Source organism: Actinoplanes sichuanensis, assembly GCF_033097365.1.
In the GTDB taxonomy this organism is placed as follows: Bacteria; Actinomycetota; Actinomycetes; order Mycobacteriales; family Micromonosporaceae; genus Actinoplanes; species Actinoplanes sichuanensis.
Genome location: NZ_AP028461.1, coordinates 6,295,570 through 6,319,473 on the forward strand (window position 1 = coordinate 6,295,570; position 23,904 = coordinate 6,319,473).

At 69.4% G+C, this 23,904-nt stretch carries 15 protein-coding genes and 1 pseudogene; 6 read left to right on the top strand and 10 right to left on the bottom strand.

Features of this window, described 5'->3' with window-relative positions; genetic code table 11:
- Window positions 1-7 precede the first annotated feature (7 nt).
- Entirely contained in the window at window positions 8-757 is a 750-nt protein-coding gene (locus tag Q0Z83_RS28995; protein WP_317786390.1) for an energy-coupling factor ABC transporter ATP-binding protein, read from the top strand.
- 76 nt (window positions 758-833) lie between these two features.
- Here Q0Z83_RS28995 and Q0Z83_RS29000 read toward each other — a convergent pair whose 3' ends face one another.
- Both Q0Z83_RS29000 and Q0Z83_RS29005 read right to left on the bottom strand, forming a co-directional pair.
- Window positions 834-1,286, bottom strand: coding sequence for a peptidoglycan-binding domain-containing protein (locus tag Q0Z83_RS29000; RefSeq protein WP_317786391.1), 453 nt, complete (start codon window positions 1,284-1,286; stop codon window positions 834-836).
- A 233-nt stretch (window positions 1,287-1,519) separates the two neighbouring features.
- Window positions 1,520-3,955: a phosphoketolase family protein gene (locus Q0Z83_RS29005; RefSeq protein WP_317786392.1), complete on the bottom strand. Its 2,436-nt coding sequence runs from the start codon at window positions 3,953-3,955 to the stop codon at window positions 1,520-1,522.
- A 213-nt stretch (window positions 3,956-4,168) separates the two neighbouring features.
- On the opposite strand from Q0Z83_RS29005, the gene nhaA reads away from it, so the two are divergent.
- Genes nhaA through Q0Z83_RS29020 form a run of 3 tightly spaced genes read left to right on the top strand, consistent with a single transcriptional unit; the run spans window position 4,169 to window position 8,968 of the window.
- Entirely contained in the window at window positions 4,169-5,401 is a 1,233-nt protein-coding gene (gene nhaA, locus Q0Z83_RS29010; protein ID WP_317786393.1) for a Na+/H+ antiporter NhaA, read from the top strand.
- The gene (locus tag Q0Z83_RS29015) at window positions 5,401-5,736 is read left to right on the top strand and encodes a hypothetical protein (RefSeq protein WP_317786394.1); all 336 of its coding nucleotides are present in this window, start codon (window positions 5,401-5,403) and stop codon (window positions 5,734-5,736) included. The genes nhaA and Q0Z83_RS29015 overlap by 1 nt, the downstream gene beginning before the upstream one ends.
- Window positions 5,737-5,743: 7 nt before the next feature.
- Window positions 5,744-8,968, top strand: a complete 3,225-nt coding sequence (locus tag Q0Z83_RS29020; RefSeq protein WP_317786395.1) for an NACHT domain-containing protein — start codon at window positions 5,744-5,746, stop codon at window positions 8,966-8,968.
- On the opposite strand, the pseudogene Q0Z83_RS29030 reads toward Q0Z83_RS29020, so the two are convergent.
- The 7 genes and pseudogenes from Q0Z83_RS29030 to Q0Z83_RS29060 all read right to left on the bottom strand — a co-directional run bounded on the left by Q0Z83_RS29030 (window position 8,961) and on the right by Q0Z83_RS29060 (window position 20,785).
- Window positions 8,961-10,813: pseudogene (locus Q0Z83_RS29030) on the bottom strand (rhamnogalacturonan lyase B N-terminal domain-containing protein). The gene Q0Z83_RS29020 and the pseudogene Q0Z83_RS29030 sit on opposite strands and share 8 nt — an antisense overlap.
- Window positions 10,814-11,272: 459 nt before the next feature.
- A complete protein-coding gene (gene yicI, locus Q0Z83_RS29035) occupies window positions 11,273-13,534 on the bottom strand; it encodes an alpha-xylosidase (protein ID WP_317786398.1) in 2,262 nt (753 codons plus the stop codon).
- 10 nt (window positions 13,535-13,544) lie between these two features.
- The gene (locus tag Q0Z83_RS29040) at window positions 13,545-14,426 is read right to left on the bottom strand and encodes a carbohydrate ABC transporter permease (protein ID WP_317786399.1); all 882 of its coding nucleotides are present in this window, start codon (window positions 14,424-14,426) and stop codon (window positions 13,545-13,547) included.
- Entirely contained in the window at window positions 14,423-15,313 is an 891-nt protein-coding gene (locus Q0Z83_RS29045; protein WP_317786400.1) for a carbohydrate ABC transporter permease, read from the bottom strand. The genes Q0Z83_RS29040 and Q0Z83_RS29045 overlap by 4 nt, the downstream gene beginning before the upstream one ends.
- Window positions 15,314-15,372: 59 nt before the next feature.
- On the bottom strand, window positions 15,373-16,680 hold the full coding sequence (locus Q0Z83_RS29050; RefSeq protein ID WP_317786401.1) for an extracellular solute-binding protein: 1,308 nt from the start codon (window positions 16,678-16,680) through the stop codon (window positions 15,373-15,375).
- Between the two features lie 99 nt (window positions 16,681-16,779).
- Complete coding sequence (locus Q0Z83_RS29055) at window positions 16,780-17,796, bottom strand: LacI family DNA-binding transcriptional regulator (protein ID WP_317786402.1); 1,017 nt, start codon at window positions 17,794-17,796, stop codon at window positions 16,780-16,782.
- Between the two features lie 88 nt (window positions 17,797-17,884).
- Window positions 17,885-20,785, bottom strand: a complete 2,901-nt coding sequence (locus Q0Z83_RS29060) for a glycoside hydrolase family 3 protein (protein ID WP_317786403.1) — start codon at window positions 20,783-20,785, stop codon at window positions 17,885-17,887.
- Between the two features lie 178 nt (window positions 20,786-20,963).
- On the opposite strand from Q0Z83_RS29060, the gene Q0Z83_RS29065 reads away from it, so the two are divergent.
- Window positions 20,964-22,307 (top strand): FAD-dependent oxidoreductase, encoded by a 1,344-nt coding sequence (locus Q0Z83_RS29065; protein ID WP_317786404.1) that lies wholly within the window; start codon window positions 20,964-20,966, stop codon window positions 22,305-22,307.
- Between the two features lie 12 nt (window positions 22,308-22,319).
- Here the strand turns inward: Q0Z83_RS29065 and Q0Z83_RS29070 are convergent, their stop codons facing one another.
- Complete coding sequence (locus tag Q0Z83_RS29070) at window positions 22,320-22,910, bottom strand: CG0192-related protein (protein WP_317786405.1); 591 nt, start codon at window positions 22,908-22,910, stop codon at window positions 22,320-22,322.
- 58 nt (window positions 22,911-22,968) lie between these two features.
- Here Q0Z83_RS29070 and Q0Z83_RS29075 point away from each other — a divergent pair, with 58 nt between their 5' ends.
- Window positions 22,969-23,775, top strand: a complete 807-nt coding sequence (locus Q0Z83_RS29075; protein WP_317786406.1) for a hypothetical protein — start codon at window positions 22,969-22,971, stop codon at window positions 23,773-23,775.
- Window positions 23,776-23,904 lie beyond the last annotated feature (129 nt).

The following is a 23,904-nucleotide window of genomic DNA, read 5'->3' on the forward strand; positions in this document are numbered from 1 at the left end:
TGATCGGATGACCGCGGCGCTCCAGATCACCGGCCTCACCTTCGCCTATCCCGACGGGCGGCAGGCGCTGCACGGCATCGACCTCACCCTCGCCGAGGGCGAGCGGGTGGCGCTGCTCGGCCCGAACGGCGCCGGCAAGACCACCCTGGTGCTGCATCTCAACGGCATCCTGCACGGCGGCGAGGGCCGGGTGGAGATCGCCGGCCTTCCGGTCACGCCCGGCGACCGGAAGGCGATCACCGAGATCCGCCGCCGGGTCGGCGTCGTCTTCCAGGACCCCGACGACCAGCTGTTCATGCCGACGGTCGCCGAGGACGTCGCTTTCGGTCCGGCCAATCTGGGGGTACGGGGAACCGACCTCGACGATCGTGTGACCGAGGCCCTCTCCGCCGTGGGGATGCTGGAGCACCGCGATCAGGTCCCGCAGCATCTGTCGTTCGGCCAGCGGCGCCGGGTGGCCGTGGCCACCGTGCTGGCGATGCGCCCGTCGCTGCTGGTGCTCGACGAACCGTCGTCCAACCTCGACCCGGCCAGCCGCCGCGAGCTGGCCGAGATCATCCAGTCGTTGCCGGTGACCGTGCTGATGGTGACGCACGACCTGCCGTACGCGCTGGAGCTCTGCCCCCGCTCGGTGATCCTGGACGCCGGCCGGATCGTCGCCGACGCCCCCACCGGCGAACTGCTCGCCGACCGCTCCCGGATGTCCGCGCACCGGCTGGAGCTGCCGTTCGGCTTCGACCCCGCCGCGGCGCGCTGACCAGCGACGCGGGCCGGAGATGCAGCGTGGTGACCCGCGGCGCAATCCGCGCCACAGGTCACCACGGTGCAGGCTCTCAGGCGGCCTTGGAGAGCGGAGCCGCCTCCCGCAGGCCGCTGACCAGCGCCTGCCACGTCTGCGGGCCGACCACCCCGTCCACCTCGACGACGCCGCCCCCGGCCCGCATGGTGCGCTGGAGGTCACGGATGGCCGCCTCGGTCTTCGGCCCGTAGATCCCGTCGGCGCCGTCCAGGGCGAATTCCTCCTGCAGGCCGCGTACCGCACTGCCCCGCATCCCGGGCCGTACCGGTACCAGCAGCGCACGCCACGTGTCAGCGTCGACCACCCCGTTGTCGGGAAGGTTCTTGGCCCGCTGCACGGCGCGCACCGCGTCACCGGTCTCGGAGCCGAAAACGCCGTCAACGGTGACCGTGTGACCATGGGCGAGCAGCAGGTACTGCAGCGTCTGCACCGGGTGGTCAGTTGATCCCTGCCGGGTCGTCGGCCAGGGGTTCAGGGTGGCGGTCATACGGGGGTCCCCTTCCTCATCGTCGAGCGACGGGTAGTTGCTCCCCTCACTTTCGCTTCCCGCGCCGATGAATAAAAGGGTGAGACAGGTCTCGGGCGCACTTTCGCAAGAATTGGTGACCGCTTGCTGTCTGATTCGCGAACTCCAATAGGCAAACCGCGCGCGAATCTGTGAATTCGCGCGCGGTATCGCTCATCTACGTGCACCCGGTAGTGGGATTTCCCACGCCGGGATCAGCTCTCGGCCCAATCCCCCAACGACCAGTCCCGGACCTCGGGCATGTCCTCCAGGTGCTCGACCACGTACTTCTCGTGCTTGGCCAGCTGGGCCTCGCACCAGGCCTTCAACTCGGTTGCGCCGGCCGGCAGCCGCTTCGCGTTGTTGATCGCGTCGATCACCAGGTGGTAACGCGACGCCTTGTTGCGGACCGTCATGTCGAACGGGGTGGTCGTGGTGCCCTGCTCGATGAAGCCGCGCACCCGGAACCGGTCGGCGTCCGGTCGGCCGTGCACCAGCTGGTGGATGGCGCCCGGGTAGCCGTGGAAGCTGAACACCACGTCGACGTGGTCGGTGAACAGCTCCCGGAACATGGTCTCGCTCATGCCGTGCGGGTGGTCCTTCGGCCGCGGCAGGGTCATCAGGTTGACCACGTTGACCACCCGGACCTTGAGCTGCGGCAGCTTCTTCATCAGGATCTGCGCGGCGGCCACGGTCTCCATGGTCACCACGTCACCCGCGCAGGCCAGCACGATGTCCGGGTCACGATCGCCGTCGTCGGTGCCGGCCCACTCCCAGATGCCGGCGCCCTTCCGGCAGTGCTCGATCGCCTGTTCCATGTCCAGCCACTGCAGCTGCGGCTGCTTGTCGATGACGATCAGGTTGACGTACGACCGTGAGCGGAAGCAGTGGTCGGCCACCGAGAGCAGGGTGTTCGCGTCCGGCGGAAGGTAGACCCGGGCCACGTTGCCGCGCTGGTTGAGCACCACCTGGATCAGGCCGGGGCCCTGGTGGGAGAAGCCGTTGTGGTCGTTGCGCCACGCGGTCGAGGTGAGCAGGATGTTCAGGCTCGGCACCTTGGCCCGCCACGGCAGGTGCGACGCCTCCTGCAGCCACTTGCCGTGCTGGACCGTCTGCGACGCGCTGACCATGGCGAACGCCTCGTAGGTGGCGAACATGCCGTGCCGCCCGGTGAGGTTGTAGCCCTCCAGCCAGCCGTGGCAGTTGTGCTCGGACAGCACCTCCATCACCCGGCCGGAGTTGCTCAGCTTCACGTCGTCGCCGGTGACGCCCTCCATGAAGGCCCGGTCGGAGACCTCGAAGACGGCGCCGAGCCGGTTGCTGTTGGTCTCGTCCGGGCAGAACAGCCGGAAGCTGTCCGGGTTACGCGAGTAGATGTCGCGCATCATCTCGCCGAGCCTGCGGGTCGACTCGGCGCGCTCGGCGGCCGGCTGCTTCACGTCGACCGCGTAGTCACGGAAGTCGGGCAGGTCCAGGTCCTTGGTGAGCAGGCCGCCGTTGGCGTGCGGGGTGGCCGACATCCGCAGGTCACCGGGCGGGGCCAGGTCACGGATGATCTGCGCCGGTGCGCCCGAGGCGTCGAAGAGCTCCTCCGGCTTGTACGAGCGCAGCCACTTCTCCAGCTCGGCCAGGTGGTCGTCGTTGCCCTTGACACCGGACAGCGGCACCTGGTGCGAGCGCCAGGTGCCGGTCACGGTGATGCCGTCGATCTTCTCCGGGCCGGTCCAGCCCTTCGGCGTGCGCATCACGATCAGCGGCCAGCGCGGGCGGCTGCCGTCCCACGTACCGCCGCGGGCCTGGTTCTGAATGTCCTTGATCTTGCCCCAGGCCTCGGCGAGCACCGCCGCGAACCGGTGGTGCATGCCCGGCAGGTCGGCGCCCTCGATCTCGATCACGTCGTAGCCGTGGCCCTCGAGGAGTTTGCGCACCTCGGCCGGGTCCTTGCGGGCCAGGACGGTCGGGCCGGCGATCTTCGCGCCGTTGAGGTGCAGGATCGGCAGGACCGCGCCGTCGTGCTTCGGGTTGATGAAGGAGACGCCCTTCCAGGAACCCTCGAGCGGGCCGGTCTCGGCCTCGCCGTCGCCGACCACCGCGATGGCCAGCAGGTCCGGATTGTCCATGACCGAGCCGAACGCGTGCACCAGCACGTAGCCGAGCTCGCCGCCCTCGTGGATGCTGCCCGGCGTGGTCACGCTGACATGGCTCGGGATGCCGCCCGGGCTGGAGAACTGGCGGAACAGCCGCAGCAGGCCGCCCTCGGAGAGATCCACCTTCGGGTAGACCTCGGAGTAGGTGCCCTCCAGGTAGCCGGCCGCGACCAGCGCCGGGCCGCCGTGCCCCGGGCCGGCCAGGTAGATGGCCTGCTGCCCGGTCTGCTTGATCAGGCGGGAGACGTGCGCGTAGACGAACGACAGGCCCGGGCTCGTCCCCCAGTGGCCCAGCAGGCGCGGCTTGATGTGCTCCGAGGTGAGCTTCTCCCGCAGCAGCGGGTTGCCCTGCAGGTAGATCTGTCCGACGGTGAGGTAGTTGTTGGCCCGCCACCAGGCGTCGAGGCCGGCGACCTCGGCATCGTCCGGAGCGGCGAGCTTCCGCACGAGTTCCTGGTGGTCGAGCGTGGCGGCCCGGTTGTCCGAAACGGCGGTCACGGTCATTCCTCTCGGATGGTTTTCTCGAGTCCCTGACTGGTCACGATCAACGTATCGGCGGTGCATTTCGGCGGCACGGGTCTTTCGGCCCGTCCGTTCGGGACGTTACCCCCGCCGAACCACGGCACACGCCGACCGGAAATGAAGGTCACGTAAAGTGGCGGATGGTGTGCCGGGAAGCCTGGTCGGCGGATACCGAACCCTGCCCGGAGGTCGACCATGACGCTCTTCTCCCGCGGATCCTGGCCCGAGGCCCGACGGATCGCCGATGTCCTGCGCGCCGAGACGGTCGGCGGCCTGCTCCTGCTCGGTGCCATGGTCTTGGCGCTGGCCTGGGCGAACTCCCCATGGGGAAACTTCTACCAGGAATTGTCGTCGTTCCGGGTCGGCCCGGCGGAATGGCACCTGAACCTGACGCTGTCCGCCTGGGCGGCCGACGGCCTCCTGGCGATCTTCTTCTTCGTGGCCGGGCTGGAACTCAAACGCGAGTTCGTCGACGGCGACCTGCGTGATCCCCGACGGGCGGCTCTGCCGGTGGCGGCCGCGGTCGGCGGCATGATCGCCCCGGCGCTGATCTACCTGATCGTCGGCGGTGATCCGCGCGGCTGGGCCGTCCCGACCGCCACCGACATCGCGTTCGCGCTGGCCGTGCTCGCGGTGATCAGCACCCATCTGCCGACCGCCATGCGCACCTTCCTGCTGACGCTGGCGGTCGTCGACGACCTGCTGGCGATCCTGGTCATCGCGATCTTCTACACGTCCGCCGTGCACCCGCTCCCCCTCCTCGGTGCCGCGCTCGGTGTCGCCGTGTTCGGTCTGCTGGTGCGGCGGGGCCGGACGCCCTGGTGGCTGCTTCTGCCCCTGGCCATGCTGACCTGGGCACTCACCCACGCGTCAGGCGTCCACGCCACCGTCGCCGGCGTTGCCCTCGCCTTCACCGTGCCGGTCAACCGGCCCGGCGGCATCACCCCGGCCGAACGATTCGAGCACATCTGGCGGCCGGTCTCGGCCGGTTTCGCGGTCCCGATCTTCGCGTTCTTCGCCTCCGGCGTCTCCGTCGGAGGCAGCGCCGGCACGGTCACGGTGGCCGTCGTCCTCGCCCTGGTCCTCGGCAAACCGATCGGCATCACCGCCTCCACCTGGCTGGTCCAGCGGTTCACCCGGGCCCGCCTCTCCGACGGGCTGAGCTGGTGGGACGTACTCGGCCTGGGGCTGCTCGGCGGCGTCGGGTTCACCGTGTCCCTGCTGATCAGTGAGCTCGCCTTCGGTTCCGGCACCGCCCTCGACGACCAGGCCAAACTCGGCGTGCTCAGCGGTTCCCTGCTGGCCGCTCTGCTGGCCACGGTAGTACTGCGGATCCGCAACCGTCACTATCGTCGACTGTGCGCCGCCGAGCAGCAGGACCTCGACGCCGACGGTGTCCCCGACGTCTACCAGCGGGAGGACGATTAGTGGACGACCCGCACATCCACGTCGAGGCCGGGAAGCTGCGCTCCCGCGCCTTCGAACGCAACCTGCTCGCATCCGTGTTCGGGCTGGTCGGCGACCTCCCGGCCGAGGTGACGACCGCCTGCGGCGTACGGGTGCCGTTCGCCATGACCTCCGCCGAGCCGGACACCGTGACCTGCCTGCCCTGTCGCGAACACGCCGCCGAGCGGCATCGTCGCTTCGCCGATCAGGTCGCCCTCCTCGGTGCCGGTCCCGGCTCACCGTTCACCGGAATGGAGGCCGCCGACGCGGCCGCCGCCCACCGCGAACTGGCCCGCCGGTTCGACTCCCCGCCATGATGGAGCGATGGGACGGTCGCTGAGTTACGCGGATGCCGCTCGCCTCCTCGGCGGCACGGACAGTCGGATCGTCACCGCCCTGGAGAAGACCGCCGGCTGGCTGATGCTCGGCACCGCGCCGGTGCTGGCCGAGGTACTGAGCTGGTTCGATGCGAAGGCCGAGCTCGGCCGCCTCAGCCGGCAACTGGTCCGGGACCTGTCCGAGCGCCGCAGCGGCCTGTCCCGCCACGGCCGTACCGAGCGGATCGAGGCCGCTCACACGGTCATCGTAGTCGCCGCCTTCTTCGAGAGCCTGGCCGAGGTCCGGCTGCCCGCCGGCGAGCAGATCGCCCTGGCCACCGGCGGACCGGCCGGCCCGGACGACTTCGTGACCCTGATCATGTCGGCCGGTGATCGGCTGCCCGGTCCGGAGCGCCCGCTCAGCGACTTCCGGCGGGACCTGCGGTTCTACTACGAGGAACTGGCCGAGCGGCTGATCCGGTTCCTCACCGGTCTGTCGTCCTTCGAGGACCGTCGGCTCAGCGAGGCCGTGTACGCCGCCGTCCACCCCGCCCTGAACCGGTACGACGACGCGCTGCTGCGGCTCACCGCCGACTTCCCCGAGGTCGCCTACTGGGCCGACCGCCGGGAGCAGCGGGCGGCCCGCGTGGCGCTCACCGAACTCGGCACGGTGCTGCTGGCCGTACACACCGGCCGTGCCCCCGACGAACGTCGCGCCGGGCTCGCCGCCGCCTACCGCGACGACCTGCGGCTGCCGGTGGCCGACTCGGGTGACCGGCCGGACGGCATCACCGTTCCGCCCCTCGCCGACGCCTACCTGCCGCCCCGGTTCCGGGTGTACCGGAGCGCCGCACCGGCGGTGGTGAGCGACGAGGGTCGATGGTCGGTCCTGCCGGTCCGGGACGATCTGCGGGACTTCCTGGCCGGGCACCTCACCTCGCCGCGGGCGACTCGGGCACCGCTGCTCGTGCTCGGTCAGCCCGGCTCCGGCAAGTCGGTACTCACCCGGGTCCTCGCGGCGGGTCTGCCGGCCAGCGAGTTCCTGCCGGTCCGGGTGGTCCTCCGGGACACCCCGGCCCTCGACCAGATCCAGGACCAGATCGAGCACGCCCTCCGCGCGGCCACCGGCGAACACATCGGCTGGCCGGCCCTGGCCCGGTCGGCGGGCGACGCCCTGCCGCTGGTCCTGCTCGACGGTTTCGACGAGTTGCTGCAGGCCACCGGGGTCAGCCAGACCGACTATCTGGAACGGGTGGCCGCCTTCCAACGGCGCGAGGCCGTTCAGGGCCGACCGGTGGCGGTCGTGGTGACCAGCCGGATCGCCGTGGCGAACCGGGCCCGGGCACCCGAGGACACCGTCACCCTGCGGCTCGAACCCTTCGACGAGCAGCAGATCACCGCCTGGCTGGACGTCTGGAACCGGGCCAACACCACCGGGTTCGCCGCCCGCGGCCTGGCCACGCTCCCGGCCGCAACCGTCCTCGCTCACCGCCACCTGGCCGAACAGCCACTGCTGCTGCTGATGCTGGCCCTCTACGACGCGGCTCGCGGCAACGCGCTGCAACGCGGCGACGCGGACCTGCGCCAGGATCAGCTCTACGAACGCCTGCTGCGCAGTTTCGCCTACCGCGAGGTCTTCAAGTCGCGTCCCGGACTCTCGGAACGTGACCGGGAGGCCGCCGTCGACGACGAGCTTCGACGCCTGTCGGTGGTCGCGTTCGCCATGTTCAACAGGTCCGCTCTGTGGATCGGCGAGGCCGAACTCGAGAACGATCTGACCGGTCTCCTCGGCCCGACGCCCACGGCGCCGGTCGGCCTGCGGCCCGCGCTGAGGCCTGCCGAGCTGACGCTCGGCCGATTCTTCTTCATCCACCGGGCACGGTCGGGCCTGCACGACAAACCCCTGCAGACGTACGAGTTCCTGCACGCCACGTTCAACGAGTTCTTCGTCGCGCGGCTCACCTGGCAGGCACTGCTCGACATGGGAGCGCAGGCGTCGGCGTCGACCTCGCCGTTCGGGCCCACCCCGGTCCACGACGACCTGCTCCGCACCCTGCTGTCCCATCAGCCGCTGAGCCGCCGGGCCACCATCGTCGACTTCCTCACCGAGATGGCCTGGGCATCGGGTGAGGCTGTCCGAGCCACCCTGCGCGGACTGCTGCTGCGGGTCTTCCAGGGGTTGCGCCACACCCCCGAGGGCCCGCGTTACGCCGGTTACCGACCCTCCGGCAACGGCGAGCCGGCCCGGTACGCCGTCTACAGCGCCAACCTGCTGCTGCTCCTCACCTGCGTCAGCGACCGGGTCCTCGCGAGCGAACTCTTCCCCGACCACGACGACGCGGTCGGCGCCTGGAGCCGACAGGCCCACCTGTGGCACTCCCAGACGGACGGCAGTGGCTGGGACGGTTTCGTCGAACGGCTCGCCGTCGAACGCATCACCTCCCCCGCCGGCCGGGATGTCCGCGTCGCCGGCTACACCGACCGATGGACCGCGTCACCGATCAACCTGTCCTGGACGCTCGACTGGTCACCGCCGACCGACCGGCCGGCGTGGCTGCGCATCGGCACCGCGTCCGACGAGGAGGACCGCCGCCGCACCGCGAACTTCATGTGCCGCCCGTCGGCCGACATCACCCAGCACGCGCTCGACGCCCTGGCCGTCTCCTCCGATTGGAACCTCGACAAGTTCGTCAGCCTGCCCGGCGCCGGCATCCAGCTACCGGTGAACGCGATCTTCGACCTGTGGACCGACCCACGGATCGACGCGTTCCGTCGCTGCCTGACGATCGCGACGTGTGAGGCCCCCGCCTGGGCCGAACAGATCCAGCTCCGCTGCGCCGAGATGATCCTGGAGCGGCTCGCCCTGGGCCGCCCGGTGCCCCCGCCGGAGGCCGCCGACCTCCTGGAACGGCTGCACGAATCGATGACGCCGTTCCGGGTGGGCCGGCTGACCTCCGGCTTCCTGCACTGTCTGCTCGCCTATCTGGGTCACGGCCGGGAACTGAGCCACCGGTTGGCCGCGCTGGCCGAGGCCGTGCTGATGCCCGACCTCGGCGGCGCCGACCCGATCCTGGCCGCCGACGCCCTGGTCCGTCTACACGAGCTGGGCCTGCCGGTACCCGCGGTCCTCGAACTGAGGTCCCGCGATCGGTTCGACGCACTGGTCCGCAAGGTCACCGGCCGACGCCCCGACCTGGTTCAGCGCCTGGCCGCGCTCGCCCCGCCTAAGTGAGCAGGTCGATGCAGTCGAAGGCCACGCCGGGGCTCAGGTAGCCGTCCCCGGAGGAGCCGCTGACCAGCGTCAGCTTGAGGATGTTCCACTGCGACACGTCGGTCTGGAACGCCGACGCCGGGACCGTGTAGGTCAGCGTCGACGTGTACGAACGGTACGCGCCGACGGTCAGGCTCCGGGTCCCCGAGTTGCTCGGGGCGGCCGGGATCGCCGACGTCCAGCTGTTCACCGAGATGCGGTGCCGGCCCCGGCGTAACTCGCCGACAGACCGATCCGCAGCGTGTGCGCGGCCGCCGCCTGGGCCGCGGTCAGCTTGAAGTAGACGAGCACGTCGTTGTTCACGCCGATCCACTGGTAGCAGGGGAACGCCGAGGCGGCGGCCGTACCGACGATGAAGTTCCCGGTCCACGTCGCCGCACGTGGGTCGGACGGGTGGGCGTACGTCATCAGGTCGGCGTTCTTGAAGCCCTTGGGCGACCCGGTCCAGTCGCCGATCCGCCAGATCGCGGCCGCGGTGCTCGGATCGCCGCTGATCGTGACACTGTTCAGGGTCGTGGTGCCGCCCGCCGTCACGGTGACCGAGCCGGTGTGCACCGCCAACTCGTCCTTGTAGATCGTCATCGTGTACGTGCCCGGCAGCATCCCGGCGCAGGAGAAGTAGCCGGTCGACGCGTTCGCGACGGCCCAGTACTGGGCCGCGGTGTTCGCGAACCCGACCGTGTACGTGTAGGCGGTGTCCCGCCCGTTGATGCCGACCCCGGCGACCCGGCCGCGACCACCGGCCGGCACGTGACTCTGGATACCCAGCCCGTCCGCCCACGAGGTGGTCAGGTTGCGGGCGTACAGGGCGCTCGACGGGGCGCCGCCGTCGGTGAACGACAGGATGTACGGGCCGTGTAGCCCGTACCTCTGTGCCTCGGTCTGCGCCATGTTGTACCAGACGATCTCGTAGAGATCGGGTGACGCGGTGCTGCCGCTGCGCAGCAACGACCGGAAGAACGGGCCGCCGGAGGCCTTCTCGTGGTTGCTGCGGACCATCCAGATACCGACCGTGCCGGCCGCGTTCTTCGCGCCGATGTAGTCGTAGTCCATCACCCGCAGTCCGGAGTAGTGCTTGGAGTGCGTGGTGCCGTCGGTCGCCTGGAAGACGTCACCGGCCTCGATCGTCGTGGTCGCCGCCGAGTCCCAGGCGTCACCACCGCTGAACCGCAGCAGCCCGGGCTTGAGCCGCACGATGTAGCGCTGCATGGTCACCGAGTCGGCGGCCTTGTAGGTCCACATGTAGATGTTGTTCTCGCCGGACCGGGCCGCGTAGTAGTGGATCAGCGAGCCGTGCACCACCTTGATCAGAATGGTCGAGCCGCTCGCCGTCAGCGTCACCGTGGACGCGCCGAGACCGCTCTCGACATGCGAGTTCTTGCCGTAGCCCTGGTATTCGACACCGCGATACACGAACGAGTTGAGGTCACCGTTGCTCTTGCTGACCTTGAAGACCAGGTTGGCGCCGGTGTCGACGACGAAGTTCGAGCCGTCGTCACTCCAGCCGAACGCGGCGGCGCTCGCCGGCCCGGCCACGGTGGCCAACCCACCGGCACCGAGCACGAGGCCGCCGACACCGGTCGCCTTGATCAGGCTGCGCCGGTTGAGGCGGGATTTCGCGGGCACGACAGGGTCAGGGGATGTCATGGGGGATGCTCCGGATGTTGGGGGACATGCCGGATGCACGCGTCGGTTCGCCGGGCGCCCTGGGGATTGGGCGCGCTCCCAGCACGGGGACAACGCGGACATCATCGGCCGAATGTGCACGCTAACATCCGCCGCTGACGGCAGTCGATACCAAACCATCCCTTGGTACGGCCGACCGGCACAGTCACCGCATGTCACCAGCCGATCCGCCCAGACCCGAGAACAACCATCCTGTGCCGCGGTGCGGTCGACGCACGGGTTCGTCTGTGCGCCGATGCGGAGAAGGCCGGATCCTCCGCCGGGGAGCGGGCCGGACTGTGGATGAAGACACCCGACGCCGCAGGCAGGCAGGCCCGACTGTGGACGAGAACGCCCGACGCCGATCGCGGGAGAGCCAGACTATGGACGACGACACCCCACCCTCCCGGCGGACAGGCCCGGCTGTGGATGAGGACACCTGGCGCTGGTGGCAAGTGGGCTGATTGAGGATGAGAACGCTCGGCACCGGTGACGAGTGGGCCGATTGCGGACGAGAACGCCCGGCACCGGTCACGAGTGGGGTCGTTGGGGATGGGGACGCCCGGCGCCGCCGGTGGGCGGGCCGGGCGTCGGTAGCTGCTAGCCCAGGGTGAGGGTGCAGCTGTCTTCTTCGGCGGCCAGGTCGGTCACCGTGGAACCGATCTGGACCCGCCAGGGGAGGGCGTCGCCCATTCGGCCCACCACCACGTCGTCGCCGGAGCGGGAGACCGTGAAGACCGTGTCGGCGCCGGTCGGGCCGGGGACGACGACCGCGGTGCGGCCCTCGGCCGGCTCGAACAGGTGCAGGGTCACGCCGTCGCGGTAGTCGTAGTCAGGGCGGTCCTGGCGGGATCCGACCGGGAGGATCGTGCCGGGGCGCACCAGCAGCGGGGCCGTCTCGAAACCGTGGGTCTCGGTGACCCAGCGCGGGCCCTCGATCGTCGAAGCGGTTCCGGGGGCCGGAAGGTAGCGGGTCCACCGGCCCGACGGGACGTAGTAGGAGACTTCGCCACCGGCGGTGAAGACCGGCGCCACCAGCAGGTCGGGGCCGAGCATGTACTGGCGGTCCAGGTAGGTGACGGCCGGGTCGTGCGGGAACGCGACCGGCATCGGCCGCATCACCGGAAGGCCGGTCAGGTGGGCTTCGCGGGCGGCGCCGAAGATGTACGGCATCAGCCGGTACTTGAGGTGGGTGAAGGACCGCAGCACGTCCACGGCCTCCTCGTCGAACAGCCACGGCACCCGGTACGAGGAGCTGCCGTGCAACCGGCTGTGTGACGACAGCAGGCCGAACGCCACCCAGCGCTTGAACACCGCGGGGTCGGGCATGCCCTCGAAACCGCCGATGTCGTGGCTCCAGAAACCGAAACCGGACGACATCAGGGACAGTCCGCCGCGCAGGCTCTCCGCCATCGACTCGTAGGTGCTGGAGTTGTCGCCGCCCCAGTGCACCGGGAACTGCTGCCCGCCGACGGTCGCCGACCGGGCGAACAGGACCGCCTCGCCCTCGCCTTTCGCCTGCCGCAGGACGTCGAAGACGACCTGGTTGTAGAGCTGGGTGTAGTAGTTGTGCATGCGTTCCGGGTCGGATCCGTCATGCCACACCACGTCGGTGGGGACGCGCTCACCGAAGTCCGACTTGAACGCGTCGACACCCATCTCGACCAGTCCGCGGAGTTTTCCCGCATACCATTCGCGAGCAGCAGGGTTGGTGAAGTCGACGAGCGCCATCCCGGCCTGCCACAGGTCCCACTGGAAGACGTCGCCGTTGGGACGTTTCACGAGAAAGCCGGAAGCGGCTCCCTCGGCGAAGAGTGGGGACCGCTGGGCGATGTACGGGTTGATCCACAGACAGGTGCGAAGGCCCCGGTCGGCGAGCCGTTTGAGCATGCCCGGCGGGTCCGGGAAGACGCGCGGGTCCCACTCGAAGTCGCACCAGTTGAATTCGCGCATCCAGAAGCAGTCGAAGTGGAACACCGACAGCGGCAGGTCCCGGTCGGCCATCCCGCCGACGAACTTGTTGACCGTCTCCTCGTCGTAGTCGGTGGTGAACGACGTGGTCAGCCACAGTCCGAACGACCAGGCCGGCGGCAGCGCGGGCCGGCCGGTCAGCGCGGTGTACTTGCGGATGATGTCGGCCGGCGTAGGACCGTAGACGACCAGGTAGGACAGGCTCTGCCCGGCGACGCTGAACTGGGTGCGGGTGACCATCTCGGAGGCGACCTCGAAGGACACCTTGCCCGGATGGTCGACGAGGACCCCGTACCCCCCGTTGGTGAGATAGAAGGGGACGTTCTTGTACGCCTGCTCGGAGCTGGTGCCGCCGTCCTCCTGCCAGACGTCGATGGTCTGGCCGTTCTTGATCAGCGGCCCGAACCGCTCGCCGAGGCCGTAGACGACGTGCCCGACACCGAGGTCGAGCTGCTCGTGGACGTAGCTGCCGTCGGGCCCGTCGGCGATGCCGATGCCCTTCCAGCCGCTGCCGGTGAGCCGCCGGCCGTCGGCGTCGAGGAAGTCGAGGGCCCAGTGGTCGCCGTCGGAGACCCGGGCGGTCAGCGCGCCGGAGGTGATCGAGCGACTGTCGACGGAGACGTCACCGGGTTCGCCGGAAATCGCGAAATTCGGGGACTTGGAGCGCTCTCCCTGGAAGTGGGAGATGGTGACCCGGATGACGTCCGGTGCGGGCGCCGACAGGTCGACGGTGATCAGGGCGGAGTTGAGGGTGTCACCGCGGTGCGTGATCGGCCTGGTCGCGGCCCAGGCGGTGAGCGTGTCCGGTCCGGTCGCCGTGTCCTGCAGGTGGGCGGGGTGCAGCACGGTGAAGCCCGCGCGCTTGCGCCAATAGCCGTCGGTGAACTTCACGAAAAGTCCTTTACTTGATGGCGCCGGCGGCGATGCCGCGCGTGAGAGTCCGCTGGAAGATCAGGAAGAAGAGGATCGCGGGGAGGATGCCGATCAGGGCGGAGGCGCTGGTCGTGGTGGCGTCCATCATCCGGTCGCCCTGCAGGACACCGAGGGCGACGGGAACGGTCTGGTTGTCGTTGGAGACGAGGAAGACCAGGGGGAGGAAGAACTCGTTCCAGGTCCAGATGAAGAAGAACGTGAACAGCACCGCGAGGGTGGGGCCGCTGACCGGCACGACGACCCGCCACAGGGTCCGCCACTTTCCGGCGCCGTCGACGGAGGCCGCGTCCAGCAACTCCCGGGGGAATTCGGTGTAGACCGAGGTCAGCAGGTACGTACCGAACGCGCTCTGGATGACCGTGAAGATGATGATGATCGCGAACAGGCTGTCGTAGAGCCCCACCTCCTTGGAGATGTAGTACAGCGGGTAGACCAGCACCTCCTGCGGCAGCAGGTTCGCGACCAGGAAGAACACCAGGAACCAGACGCGGCCTTTGACCCGGCCGATGCCCAGGGCGTACGCGTTGAGGATCGACAGCACCACGCCGAGCACCGCCACCACCAGCGCGGTGACGAAACTGTTCAGGAGTTTCTGGCCGAAGTTCACCCGGTTCCAGAAGTCGACGATGCCGTCCCAGTAGAGGCTGCCGGGGATCGACAGCGGCCCGTTGGCGGCGTAGTCGGCCGGGCTCTTGACCGCGTTGACGGCGATCACCAGCAGCGGCCCGACCAGGAGCAGCAGCAGGACGAGAAGCGCGACGAGGACGGCCCAACGCAGCGGGTTGCGGTGCCGGAGGGCCGACGGCGCCTGCTGCGAGACAGCCGGCGGCGCCTCTTTCACAACGGTCATCGGAGCTCCTCCGAACGGTGCTGGAGACGGAGGAACAGGAAGGCGAGGGCCACGATCAGCACGGTCAGTACGGTGGAGATCGCGGAGCCGTACCCGACCTGGGCCTTCTCGAAGAAGTTCTTGTAGGCGAAGTAGGACGGCACCAGGGTGGAGTTGCTCGGGCCGCCCTTGGTGAGCACGAAGACCTGGCCGAAGATCTTCAGCGCGGCGATCGTGGTGGTGATCAGCACGACGTAGAACTCGGGCCGGATCATGTGCACGGTGATCTTGCGGAACCGCTGCCACCAGGTCGCGCCGTCCAGGTCGGCCGCCTCGTAGAGCGACGGGTCGATCCGCGACAGCCCGGACATGAACATCACGACCGGGTAGCCGATCTGGAACCAGATCATCACCAGCATCACGCTGTACAGCGCGTAGTCGGGGTCGCCGAGCCAGTTCTTCGCCAGCCCGCCCAGCCCGACCGCTTCCAGGATCCGGTTGAGCGCGCCGTAGCTGGGGTGCAGGATCCAGCTCCAGATGATGCCGGTGACCGCCACCGGAATGACCTGCGGCAGGTAGTAGCCGGAGCGGAACAGGCCGGCCCACCGATCACCGAACTTCTTGCCCACGTAGTCGAACAGGACTGCCGCCAGCACCAGGCCGAGCAGCGTCGGGATGATCGCCATCGCGAACACGAGCAGGCCGATGTTGCCGAACGACTGCCAGAACAGGGTGTCGCCGAACAGCCGGGTGTAGTTGTCGAAGCCGACCCAGCGCGGGTCGCCGACGCCGGTCCACTTGGTGAAGCTGACGTACACGGTCATCACCAGCGGCACCACGATCACCAAGAGCGAGGCGAGCACACCGGGAATCAGATACAGCGCGTAACCGCGGTTACGACCGGCCATGCCGGACCCCTTTCCTCGCGCGGCGCAGGCGGCTGGTCACCGCCCGCGCCGCGCCACACTCACTTGCCGAGGTCGGACAGGTTCTCGTTGTACGGCTTCGCGATCTCGTCGAGGAAGGCGTCCGGCGTCTTCGAGCCGTTGATCAGGCCCTGGGTGCCCGCCACGAGGACGTCGTAGTAGCCGGGCGCCGGCCAGTCCGGGTAGAAGGCCAGGCCGTCCGCGGTCGAGATCTTGTTGAAGGTCTCGACCAGTTCCTTGTTCTTCGGGTCGGTGATCGCCGCCGGGTCCGCCGCGACCGGGACACCGCCGCTGTTGCCGAGCAGCGCCTGCACCTCAGGCTGCATGGTGATGTCGATGAAGTCGTACGCCAGCGCCTTGGCCTTGCTCTTCTCCGGCACCACCCAGAGGTTGCCGCTGGAGCCCGGGTGCAGGGTGTTGCCCGGGAAGAGGAACGTGCCCCACTCGAAGTCCTTGATCTCGGAGGCGAACCGGCCGTACCACCAGGAGCCGGAGATCAGGATCGGGAACTTGCCTTGAGTGAACGAGACACCCATGTCCTCGGCCTTGATGCCGGCCGAGTCCTTGCTGATGTAGCCCTTGGAAACCCAGTCGGCGAAGGTCTGCGCGCCGTAGGTGAACTGCGGCCCCTTGAAGTCGACCTTGTTCGTGTAGAGCTGGTAGTCGTTGACGAACGCCCGGTCCGACTTCGACAGGGCCAGCTCGTAGAAGATCTGCTGCGCCGGGTATTCGGCGCCACCGACGGCGAGCGGGGTCACCTTGTTCTGCACGAAGGTGTCCATCACCTTGGTGAACTCGTCGAACGAGGTCGGGACGGCCAGCTTGTACTGGTCGAACATCTTCTTGTTGTAGTAGACGGTCACGAACTCGCCGTAGTTGGGCACGCCGAAGACCTTGCCGTTGCCCATGATGCCGTCTTCGTCGTACTTCGCCGTCGTCTGCAGGCTGGAACTCAGCTTCTTGTCCCAGCCGCGCTTGGTGAACTCGTCCGACAGGTCGGTGAGCAGGCCCTGCTTGGAGAGCAGACCGGCGGTCGCGTTGCCCTTGTTGTACTCGAGGATGTCCGGGGCGCTGTCGGAGTTGAGGATCATCTGGGCGTTCTGCTGGATCTGCTCGAAGCCCTTCTCCTCGAACTTCACCTCGACGCCGGGGTGGCTGGCCTTGAACAGCTCGATCGCCTTGTTCCAGGCGATGCCCATGGCACTGTTCGGGCCTTCGTAATGCCACAGGGTCAGGGACTTGGCGTCGGCGCCCTCGGTCGAGGTGTCGTCACTGCTGCACGCGGTGAGACCGAGGGTCGCTGCCAGCAAAAGAGCACCGGCCGCGAGACCGGATCGTGATCGGAGCATAACCGTTCCTCCCGGAGGAATGAGAGCGGGAAGTCCTCGTCGTCGAAGCGCTTCGACGATCGGCCTTGTCGAGACGCTATGGAACGAGCCCGCTTCATGTCAACGGTGTGACGGCGAGATTTCGCGGCACGAGTCGCGCTCGACCAGGCTGGGCGCCAGCAGCCTGGTGTACTCGACGCGGCGCCCGTCCAGCAGCCGCATCGCGGTCTCCACGGCCAGGGTGCCGACGTCGTGCGCCGGAATGTCGATCGAGGTCAGGTTGATCGGCATCGCCATCGCCACGTCACGCGGGCAGACGGCGACGATGGAGACGTCGTCGGGCACCCGGCGGCCGGTGGCGTGCAGCAGATCGAGCAGGGGCCGCAGCGCCTCCTCATTGTGCACCACCAGGGCGGTGATCCCGTCGAGTTCGGCGTCCAGGTCGGCCAGGCAGGACCGCACCCCCTCGGCGCCCGGCTCGCACGGGTGCGTGACCGTACGCAGGTCGAGCTCGGCCGACGCCTCCAGGAACCCGGTGAGGAACCGGTCGGCGTAGGTGGTCTGCCGCTTGTACACCGCCGGGGACGGGCCGACCAGGCCGATCTTGCGGTGCCCGTGCCCGGCCAGATGGGTGAGCGCCTCGCGGGCGGCGGCGCCGAAGTCCAGGTCGACGCAGGCGATCCCGGTGTGGTCGGACGGCAGGCCGATCAACACCGACGGCTGCTTGAGCTTGCGCAGCGCCGGGATCCGCAGATCGTCGCGCTCGAGGTCCATCAGTATCAACGCGTCGACCATGGTGCTGTGCGCGACCCGCTCCAGCCCGGCGGTGCCCTCGTCCTTGGTCAGAAGCAGGACATCATGGTTGTACGACCGGGCCGCCGTCACCACCGCCGTCGCGAACTGCATGATCACCGGCACGTTGACGTCCACCCGCAGCGGCGCGACCAGGGCGATCACATTCGTCTTGCTGCTCGCCAGGGCACGTGCGCCGGCGTGCGGGTGGAAGCCGAGCTCGGCGATCGCGGCCTGCACCCGGGCGCGGGTCTCGGCCGAGATCGGGCGGCGGCCGCTCAGGACGTAGGACACCGTGCTCGGCGAGACCCCCGCCGCTTTGGCGACATCGTTGATCGTCGGCATTGAGCCTCCCCAGGTCGCCACAGCCGGTCCTTCCGCCGATCCTACTGATCAGCGGGGGTGCACCCGGACGGGCACACCCCCGCCCCGGTCAGGTGATGCTGAACGTGGCCAGGCGTACCCCCGGGCTCGGCAGCAGGTAGACCGTCTGGCGGCCGGAGAAGCGGGCCAGGGTGGCGGTCGCCGTCGTGTAGTCGTAGACGCCTCCCGGGCCGGCCACGGTCGCGGTGCCGAGCAGGCGGCCGGCCGGTGAGCCGAGCCGGACCTGGACGGTTCCGCTGCCCGAGGCCCGGGCCGTGAACGTCGTGCCACCACGCAGTGCCGCGTCCTTGAACGCCAGCCAGTCCCCCGCCGTGGTCGCGCCGACCACGGTGCCGGACGCCTTGCTCTCGTCGAGCAGCGCGACGCCGGAATAGTCGTCGAACGTCTCGGCCCGGGTGACCCGGGACAGATCGCGGGCCGGGATCGTCTCCCCCGTCACCCGCAGCGTCGCCCGCTGCCGGATGTCGTCCGACGACGAGCCGAGCAGGACGTCGTGGACCGAGGTCTCGGTCACCCAGCGCTGCCGGGTCTGGTCCCAGCGGGCGAGGTCCGCCGGACGCAGGTCGAACGTGACGGTCTTCGACTGACCGGCCGCGAGGGAGATCTTCTGGAAACCGCGGAGCTGCCTGGTCGCGGTGGCGTCCCGGGAGGTGCGCTGATGCGTGTAGAGCTGGACGACCTCGGCACCCGCGCGCTTGCCGGCGTTGGTCACGGTCACCGACACTCGGCCCGGCCTCATCGTGACGTCGCTATACCTGAACGAGCTGTAGGACAACCCGTGCCCGAAGGCGTAGAGCGGTTTCGCATCGCTGTACAGGTAGGTCTGCTTCGTCTTGACGATGTCGTACTGGAGCAGGTCGTCCGGCAGTTGCGAGACCGAGCGGGGCCAGGTCTGGGTGAGCCTGCCGGACGGGTTGACCGCGCCGTAGAGCACATCGGCGACCGCGTGTCCGGTCTCGGCACCGGCGTGCGTGGTCCACAGGATGCCCGGGACGTGCTGCTGCGCCCAGTTGATCGTCTGCGGATAGCTGCTCTGCACCACCACCACGGTCCGCGGGTTGGCCGCCTTGACCGCCTTGATCAGCGCCTCCTGGCGGGCGCCGAGGCCGAGTCCGGTCCGGTCGTGGACCTCACGGCCGGCGACGAACGGGTCGGTGCCGACGACGACCACGGCGGTCTGCGCCCTCCTCGCGCTCGCGGCGGCCTCGGCCACCCCGTCGACCAGCACCTCCCTGGTGAACCGGGTGGCGGCGGCGAGGTTGCCCAGGGTCAGGTTTCCGTCGCTGCCCACCGTCACGTAGTCGGTGTCCGGGAACCACGACTCCTGGGTCTCGTAGCCCGCGTAGTGCAGCACGACCGTACCGTCGCCCTGGTCCTCGATCTTGAACTGCTCCTGGACGAACCAGCCGGTCGGGTCCTGGGCCTGGGTGACGAACGGGCCCCAGCCGTAGCCGACCAGCTTGCCGTTGGCGACGCTGCGCAACGTGGAGACGCCGTCGCCCCAGTCGATCGTGTCGAACTGGGCCGCCGTCGTCGGGCTGGTCTCGGTGAGGCTGACACTGCCCGAACCGGCGGTCACGTAACGGCCGGTGGCGGTGTCCTTCAGGACGATCCGGTCGGCGCCGGTTCCGGTGGACACCGTGGACGCCCGCTCGGTGATCCCATCGAGGACACTGACCCGATACGGGAGTTGCCCGCCGTACCAATCGCTGTAGAGCTTGTCGGCGACCGGGCCGACGACCGCGACCGACCCGCCCGCCTGGAGCGGCAGGATGCCGTTGTTCTTGAGCAGGACCGCGGCCTCGGCGGCGGTCTCCCGGGCCAGCGCGCGATGCGCCGGGCTGTCGATCACCGAGGGCGAGATTCCGGCGTACGGTCCACCGTCCGGATCGAACTCCCCCAGCCGGAAGCGGATGCTCAGCGCGTTGCCCGCCGATTCGTCCACATCGGCCTCGGTGATCAGGCCCTGCGCGAGCGCCTCCCGGACCGCGGTGACCGTGGGTACGGCGTTGGTGTCGTTGACCGTGAAGCTGTCCAGGCCGGCCTTGAGGGTGGCCGCGTTCGCCTCGGCCTGGGTGGCGAAATAGGCCTGCGACCCGGTCAGGTTGGTCGGCGCCCACGCATCACTGACGTTGAACAGCCGCTGGTCACTCCAGTCGCGGACCAGGGTGGCGAGGTCCGGGTCGACGGTGGCGGGCCGCCCGTTGATCAGGTTGTAGGAGGCCATCACCCCGGTCGCGGCGCTGTTGCGCAACGCGATCTCGAACGGTTTGCGGTCGTATTCGTTGAGCACCCGTTGCGGCACGTTGGACGAGGTCCGGTCGCGCAGTGTCTCGTTGTTGTAGGCGGCGTAGTGCTTGAGCGTCGGCGCGACCTTGAGGTGGTCCGGGTCGTCACCCTGCAGCCCGTCGCCGTAGGCGGTGGCGATCGCGCCGGACAGCAGCGGGTCCTCCGAGTAGCCCTCCTCGTTGCGGCCCCAGCGCGGGTCACGCAGCAGGTTGACCACCGGCGCCCAGACGTTCAAGCCCCAGACCGTCGGGTTCTGCGCGTGGAAGCCGCGCAACTCGTCGCCGACCGCCGAACCGACCCGCTCGATCAGGGCCGGGTCCCAGGTGCCGGCCAGGCCGACGGCCTGCGGGAAAACCGTCGCCGTGGCGTCGATCTTGGCTGAGTTGTCGTAGTAGTCGTTGGACCAGGCGACACCGTGCAGCGCCTCGGTGCCGGATTTGAAGACTTCCAGTCCGAGGCGTGGAATGGCCGGCTGATATTGGTGCAACAGCGAGATCTTCTCGTCCAGGGTGAGCCTGCCGAGCAGGTCATCGAGGCGGGTGGCCAGCGGAAGAGCCGGATTCCGGAACGGGTAGGCCGGGTCGGCGTGTGCCGCTCCCGGCGCCAGTGGGAGGACCAGGACGGCGGCCGCAAGCACGGCGAGACCGCGTCTGAGACGCATGGCAGTCTCCTCTTATATAAAAGGCGCAGGAATCGGTCGAAGCGCTTCGACGATTGGTTGAAGAAACCCCGAAAGACATCCGGTGCGGTGAGGTCACCATAGAGCGGGGCCGATGCGCCGGGCAACCACTCCGCGCAGCTTTCCGGAAATCCACCGGTAACAGAGGCAGAATGACCGGATGCGATTGATCGTCATCGGCGGTGATGCGGCCGGAATGTCCGCCGCGTCCCAGGCGCGCCGTCTACTCAAGCCCGGCGACCTCGACATCGTGGCCTTCGAACGGGGCGAGTACACGTCCTACTCGGCGTGTGGGATCCCGTACTGGGTGGGCGGGCTCGTCGACGGGCCGGACGAGCTCATCGCCCGCGACCCGGCCACCCACCGGGCCAACGGCATCGACGTCTACACCGGACACGAGGTCACCGGCATCGACCTCAAGGCCCGAACGGTCACCGTCCGCGACCGCTCGGAGAGCTTCGACCAACTGGTGTACGCCACGGGCGCCACCCCGATCCGGCCGGCCTGGGCCGACACTCCCGCCAAGGGCGTCTACGGCGTGCAGACCCTCGGCGACGCCGCCGCCCTGCAGCAGTGGCTGGAACCCGGGCGGGACACCGCCGTCGTGATCGGGGCCGGCTACATCGGGGTCGAGATGGCCGAAGCCCTGCAACGCCGTGGCATGCGGGTCACCCTCGTCGAGCGGTCCGGCCAGCCGATGGCCACGGTCGACCCGGACATGGGTGCGCTGGTCGCCGACTCGATCCGCAACCTGGGCATCGAGTTGCGTACCGGGGTGACCGTGCAGGGTCTGGAGACCGACGGCGGCCGGGTCAGCGCGGTCGTCACCGACGACGGGGTGCTGCCCGCCGACGTCGTCGTCCTCGGGCTCGGCGTGCGGCCCAACACGGCACTCGCCGACGACGCCGGACTGCCGCTCGGCGTCACCGGGGCGATCGCCACCGACCTGCGGCAGCGGGTCACCGGCCCGGACGGCATCGTCGACGGTGTCTGGGCCGCCGGCGACTGCACCCAGGTCACCCACCTGGTCAGCGGGCGGGCCATGCACATCCCGCTCGGCACGCACGCCAACAAACAGGGCCGGGTCGCCGGGATCAACATCGGCGGCGGATACGCCACGTTCCCCGGTGTGATCGGCACGGCCATCACCAAGATCTGTGACCTGGAGGTGGCCCGGACCGGGCTGTCCTCGAAGGAGGCGGAAGCGGCCGGGTTCCGGTTCGTCACCGCCACCGTCGAGTCCACCAACCGGGCCGGATACTTCCCCGGGGCCGTCCCGATGACCGTCAAGGTGATCGCCGAGAAGGACACCGGGCTGCTGCTCGGCGCCCAGATCGTCGGGCGGGCCGAGGCGGCCAAACGGATCGACGCGTTCGCGGTCGCCGTGTGGAACCGGATGACGGTCACCGAGATGACCGCCCTCGACCTCGGTTACGCCCCGCCGTACGCCCCGGTCTGGGACCCGATCCTGATCGCCGCCCGGAAAGCGAGCGACGCCCTCTAGCCCCGCCGCTTTCTAGGTGAGCAGTGCCAGGACCGCTGACCCACCGTCCCAGGTGCCGGTCAGGGTGGCGCCCATCGCGATCACCGGGCCGATCGTCCGGACCACGGTCAGATCGCCGGACACGTCGCCCGGGTCGGCGGTGCTGCCGCGCAGCCGCATCGCCGGCTCCCGGGTGACCGTCACGCCGTCGACCTCGAACTCCTCGGCCGCCTCGTGTCCGCCGGACCGGATCGTCTCGGCGACCACCGCCCGGTAGACCGGGTCGCCCTCGGCGTCGTAGACCCAGCGGGTGCCCAGCACCGAGTGCTCAGTGGTCCCGACCAGCCACTCGTCGGCCCCGGCCAGTGGCGCACCCCGGTAGGTGAGCGGCACGTGCAGCAGCGGGCCGGCACCGACGCGGACGATCAACGTCTCGATACCGACCTCGCCGGCCGGGTCGTCGAACCGGGCCGCGGCCACCCGCTCCGGTCCGGCGGCCGAGCCGTCATTCCCGGCTGAGCCGTCAGCACCGGTCGAGCCGTCATACCAGGGCCGGCCGGGCAGCCAGGCCGCGAGCAGTTCGAGCTTGCTGGGAACGATCGTCGCCTTGTGCAGAATCGCCATGCCCGGCAGCCTAGAACCCCACCTCGACAGCACCGGCACGTGCGGGCAGTCTGGGCGGATGAGGGTTCTCTGGGCGATTCCGGTCACCGCGCTGCTGGCCGCCGTTCTGCTGCCGCTCAACGACGACTTCTACCTGACCTGGATCAACTTCGATCCGCAGGGCGAGGGACAGCAGTGGGAATGGCGGTACAACCGGGAGATCATGCGGAACACCTCCGGATACCTGTACGGACACCTGCTCGCCCTGGTCACCGGAGCGTGGTCGGCCCGCCGGCGCCGGTTTCCGGTGGCGCTCGCGATCGCGGCGGGGATGGGGGCGGCGATGGCCGCGGCGGCGTTCCTGACGGCGCACGCGCTCGGCGGTGAACGGCTGCGGGTGGCCGCGGACGGACGGGTGCTCTGGGAACCGACGATCCTCGGCGAGGTCCAGCACGGTCCCCTGCTCGTGGCGTTCCCGCTCTATGCCCTTCTGGGTGCCGGCCTCGGTGTGCTCCTCGCGGACCGGCTCGGGTCACGGCGGACCCGAGTGGTCGCGGTGGTGCTCCTGACGATCGGCTGGTCGGTGGTGAGCGTCGTCGGGCTGATGCAGGTCGGGCGGATCGATTTCCCGGCAGCGCTGCTGTGGATGGTCCCGCCGCTGGCCGCGGCCACCGCGATCGGCATGGCGTCGCTGTCGCTGGGTGCCGGGGAGATCGGCCCGGCCTTCCTCGGCGACTGGGGCGACACGGCGTCGAGCGCCCTGATCATCGGCCTGACGGCCTGGACCGTGGTGGTCACCGGGGCTGCCCTCGCCCGGCGTCCGGACCCTGCGGCGGTACGGCCGGAGCCGCGCTCGCGGATGTGGCCCGGCACGCCGAACCGCTGAACGTCACGCCATGCCGCTGACGGTCATGCAACGCCGCGCCGCTGAACGTCACGCCGTACCGGTGACCATCGCATTCAGCCCGGCGGTCGCGTTTCGGCCCGGGCCACCGCGGTGGTCGCGCGGTAGCCC

What these genes read in the sequence shown, in the direction of transcription:
- nhaA (WP_317786393.1), top strand. Translation starts at nt 4,169, where the DNA reads ATGACGCTCTTCTCCCGCGGATCCTGGCCCGAGGCCCGACGGATCGCC.
- Q0Z83_RS29005 (WP_317786392.1), bottom strand. Translation starts at nt 3,955, where the DNA reads ATGACCGTGACCGCCGTTTCGGACAACCGGGCCGCCACGCTCGACCAC.
- Q0Z83_RS29065 (WP_317786404.1), top strand. Translation starts at nt 20,964, where the DNA reads ATGCGATTGATCGTCATCGGCGGTGATGCGGCCGGAATGTCCGCCGCG.
- Q0Z83_RS28995 (WP_317786390.1), top strand. Translation starts at nt 8, where the DNA reads ATGACCGCGGCGCTCCAGATCACCGGCCTCACCTTCGCCTATCCCGAC.
- Q0Z83_RS29075 (WP_317786406.1), top strand. Translation starts at nt 22,969, where the DNA reads ATGAGGGTTCTCTGGGCGATTCCGGTCACCGCGCTGCTGGCCGCCGTT.
- Q0Z83_RS29040 (WP_317786399.1), bottom strand. Translation starts at nt 14,426, where the DNA reads ATGACCGTTGTGAAAGAGGCGCCGCCGGCTGTCTCGCAGCAGGCGCCG.
- Q0Z83_RS29050 (WP_317786401.1), bottom strand. Translation starts at nt 16,680, where the DNA reads ATGCTCCGATCACGATCCGGTCTCGCGGCCGGTGCTCTTTTGCTGGCA.
- Q0Z83_RS29045 (WP_317786400.1), bottom strand. Translation starts at nt 15,313, where the DNA reads ATGGCCGGTCGTAACCGCGGTTACGCGCTGTATCTGATTCCCGGTGTG.
- Q0Z83_RS29000 (WP_317786391.1), bottom strand. Translation starts at nt 1,286, where the DNA reads ATGACCGCCACCCTGAACCCCTGGCCGACGACCCGGCAGGGATCAACT.
- Q0Z83_RS29055 (WP_317786402.1), bottom strand. Translation starts at nt 17,796, where the DNA reads ATGCCGACGATCAACGATGTCGCCAAAGCGGCGGGGGTCTCGCCGAGC.
- Q0Z83_RS29020 (WP_317786395.1), top strand. Translation starts at nt 5,744, where the DNA reads ATGGGACGGTCGCTGAGTTACGCGGATGCCGCTCGCCTCCTCGGCGGC.
- Q0Z83_RS29060 (WP_317786403.1), bottom strand. Translation starts at nt 20,785, where the DNA reads ATGCGTCTCAGACGCGGTCTCGCCGTGCTTGCGGCCGCCGTCCTGGTC.
- Q0Z83_RS29070 (WP_317786405.1), bottom strand. Translation starts at nt 22,910, where the DNA reads ATGGCGATTCTGCACAAGGCGACGATCGTTCCCAGCAAGCTCGAACTG.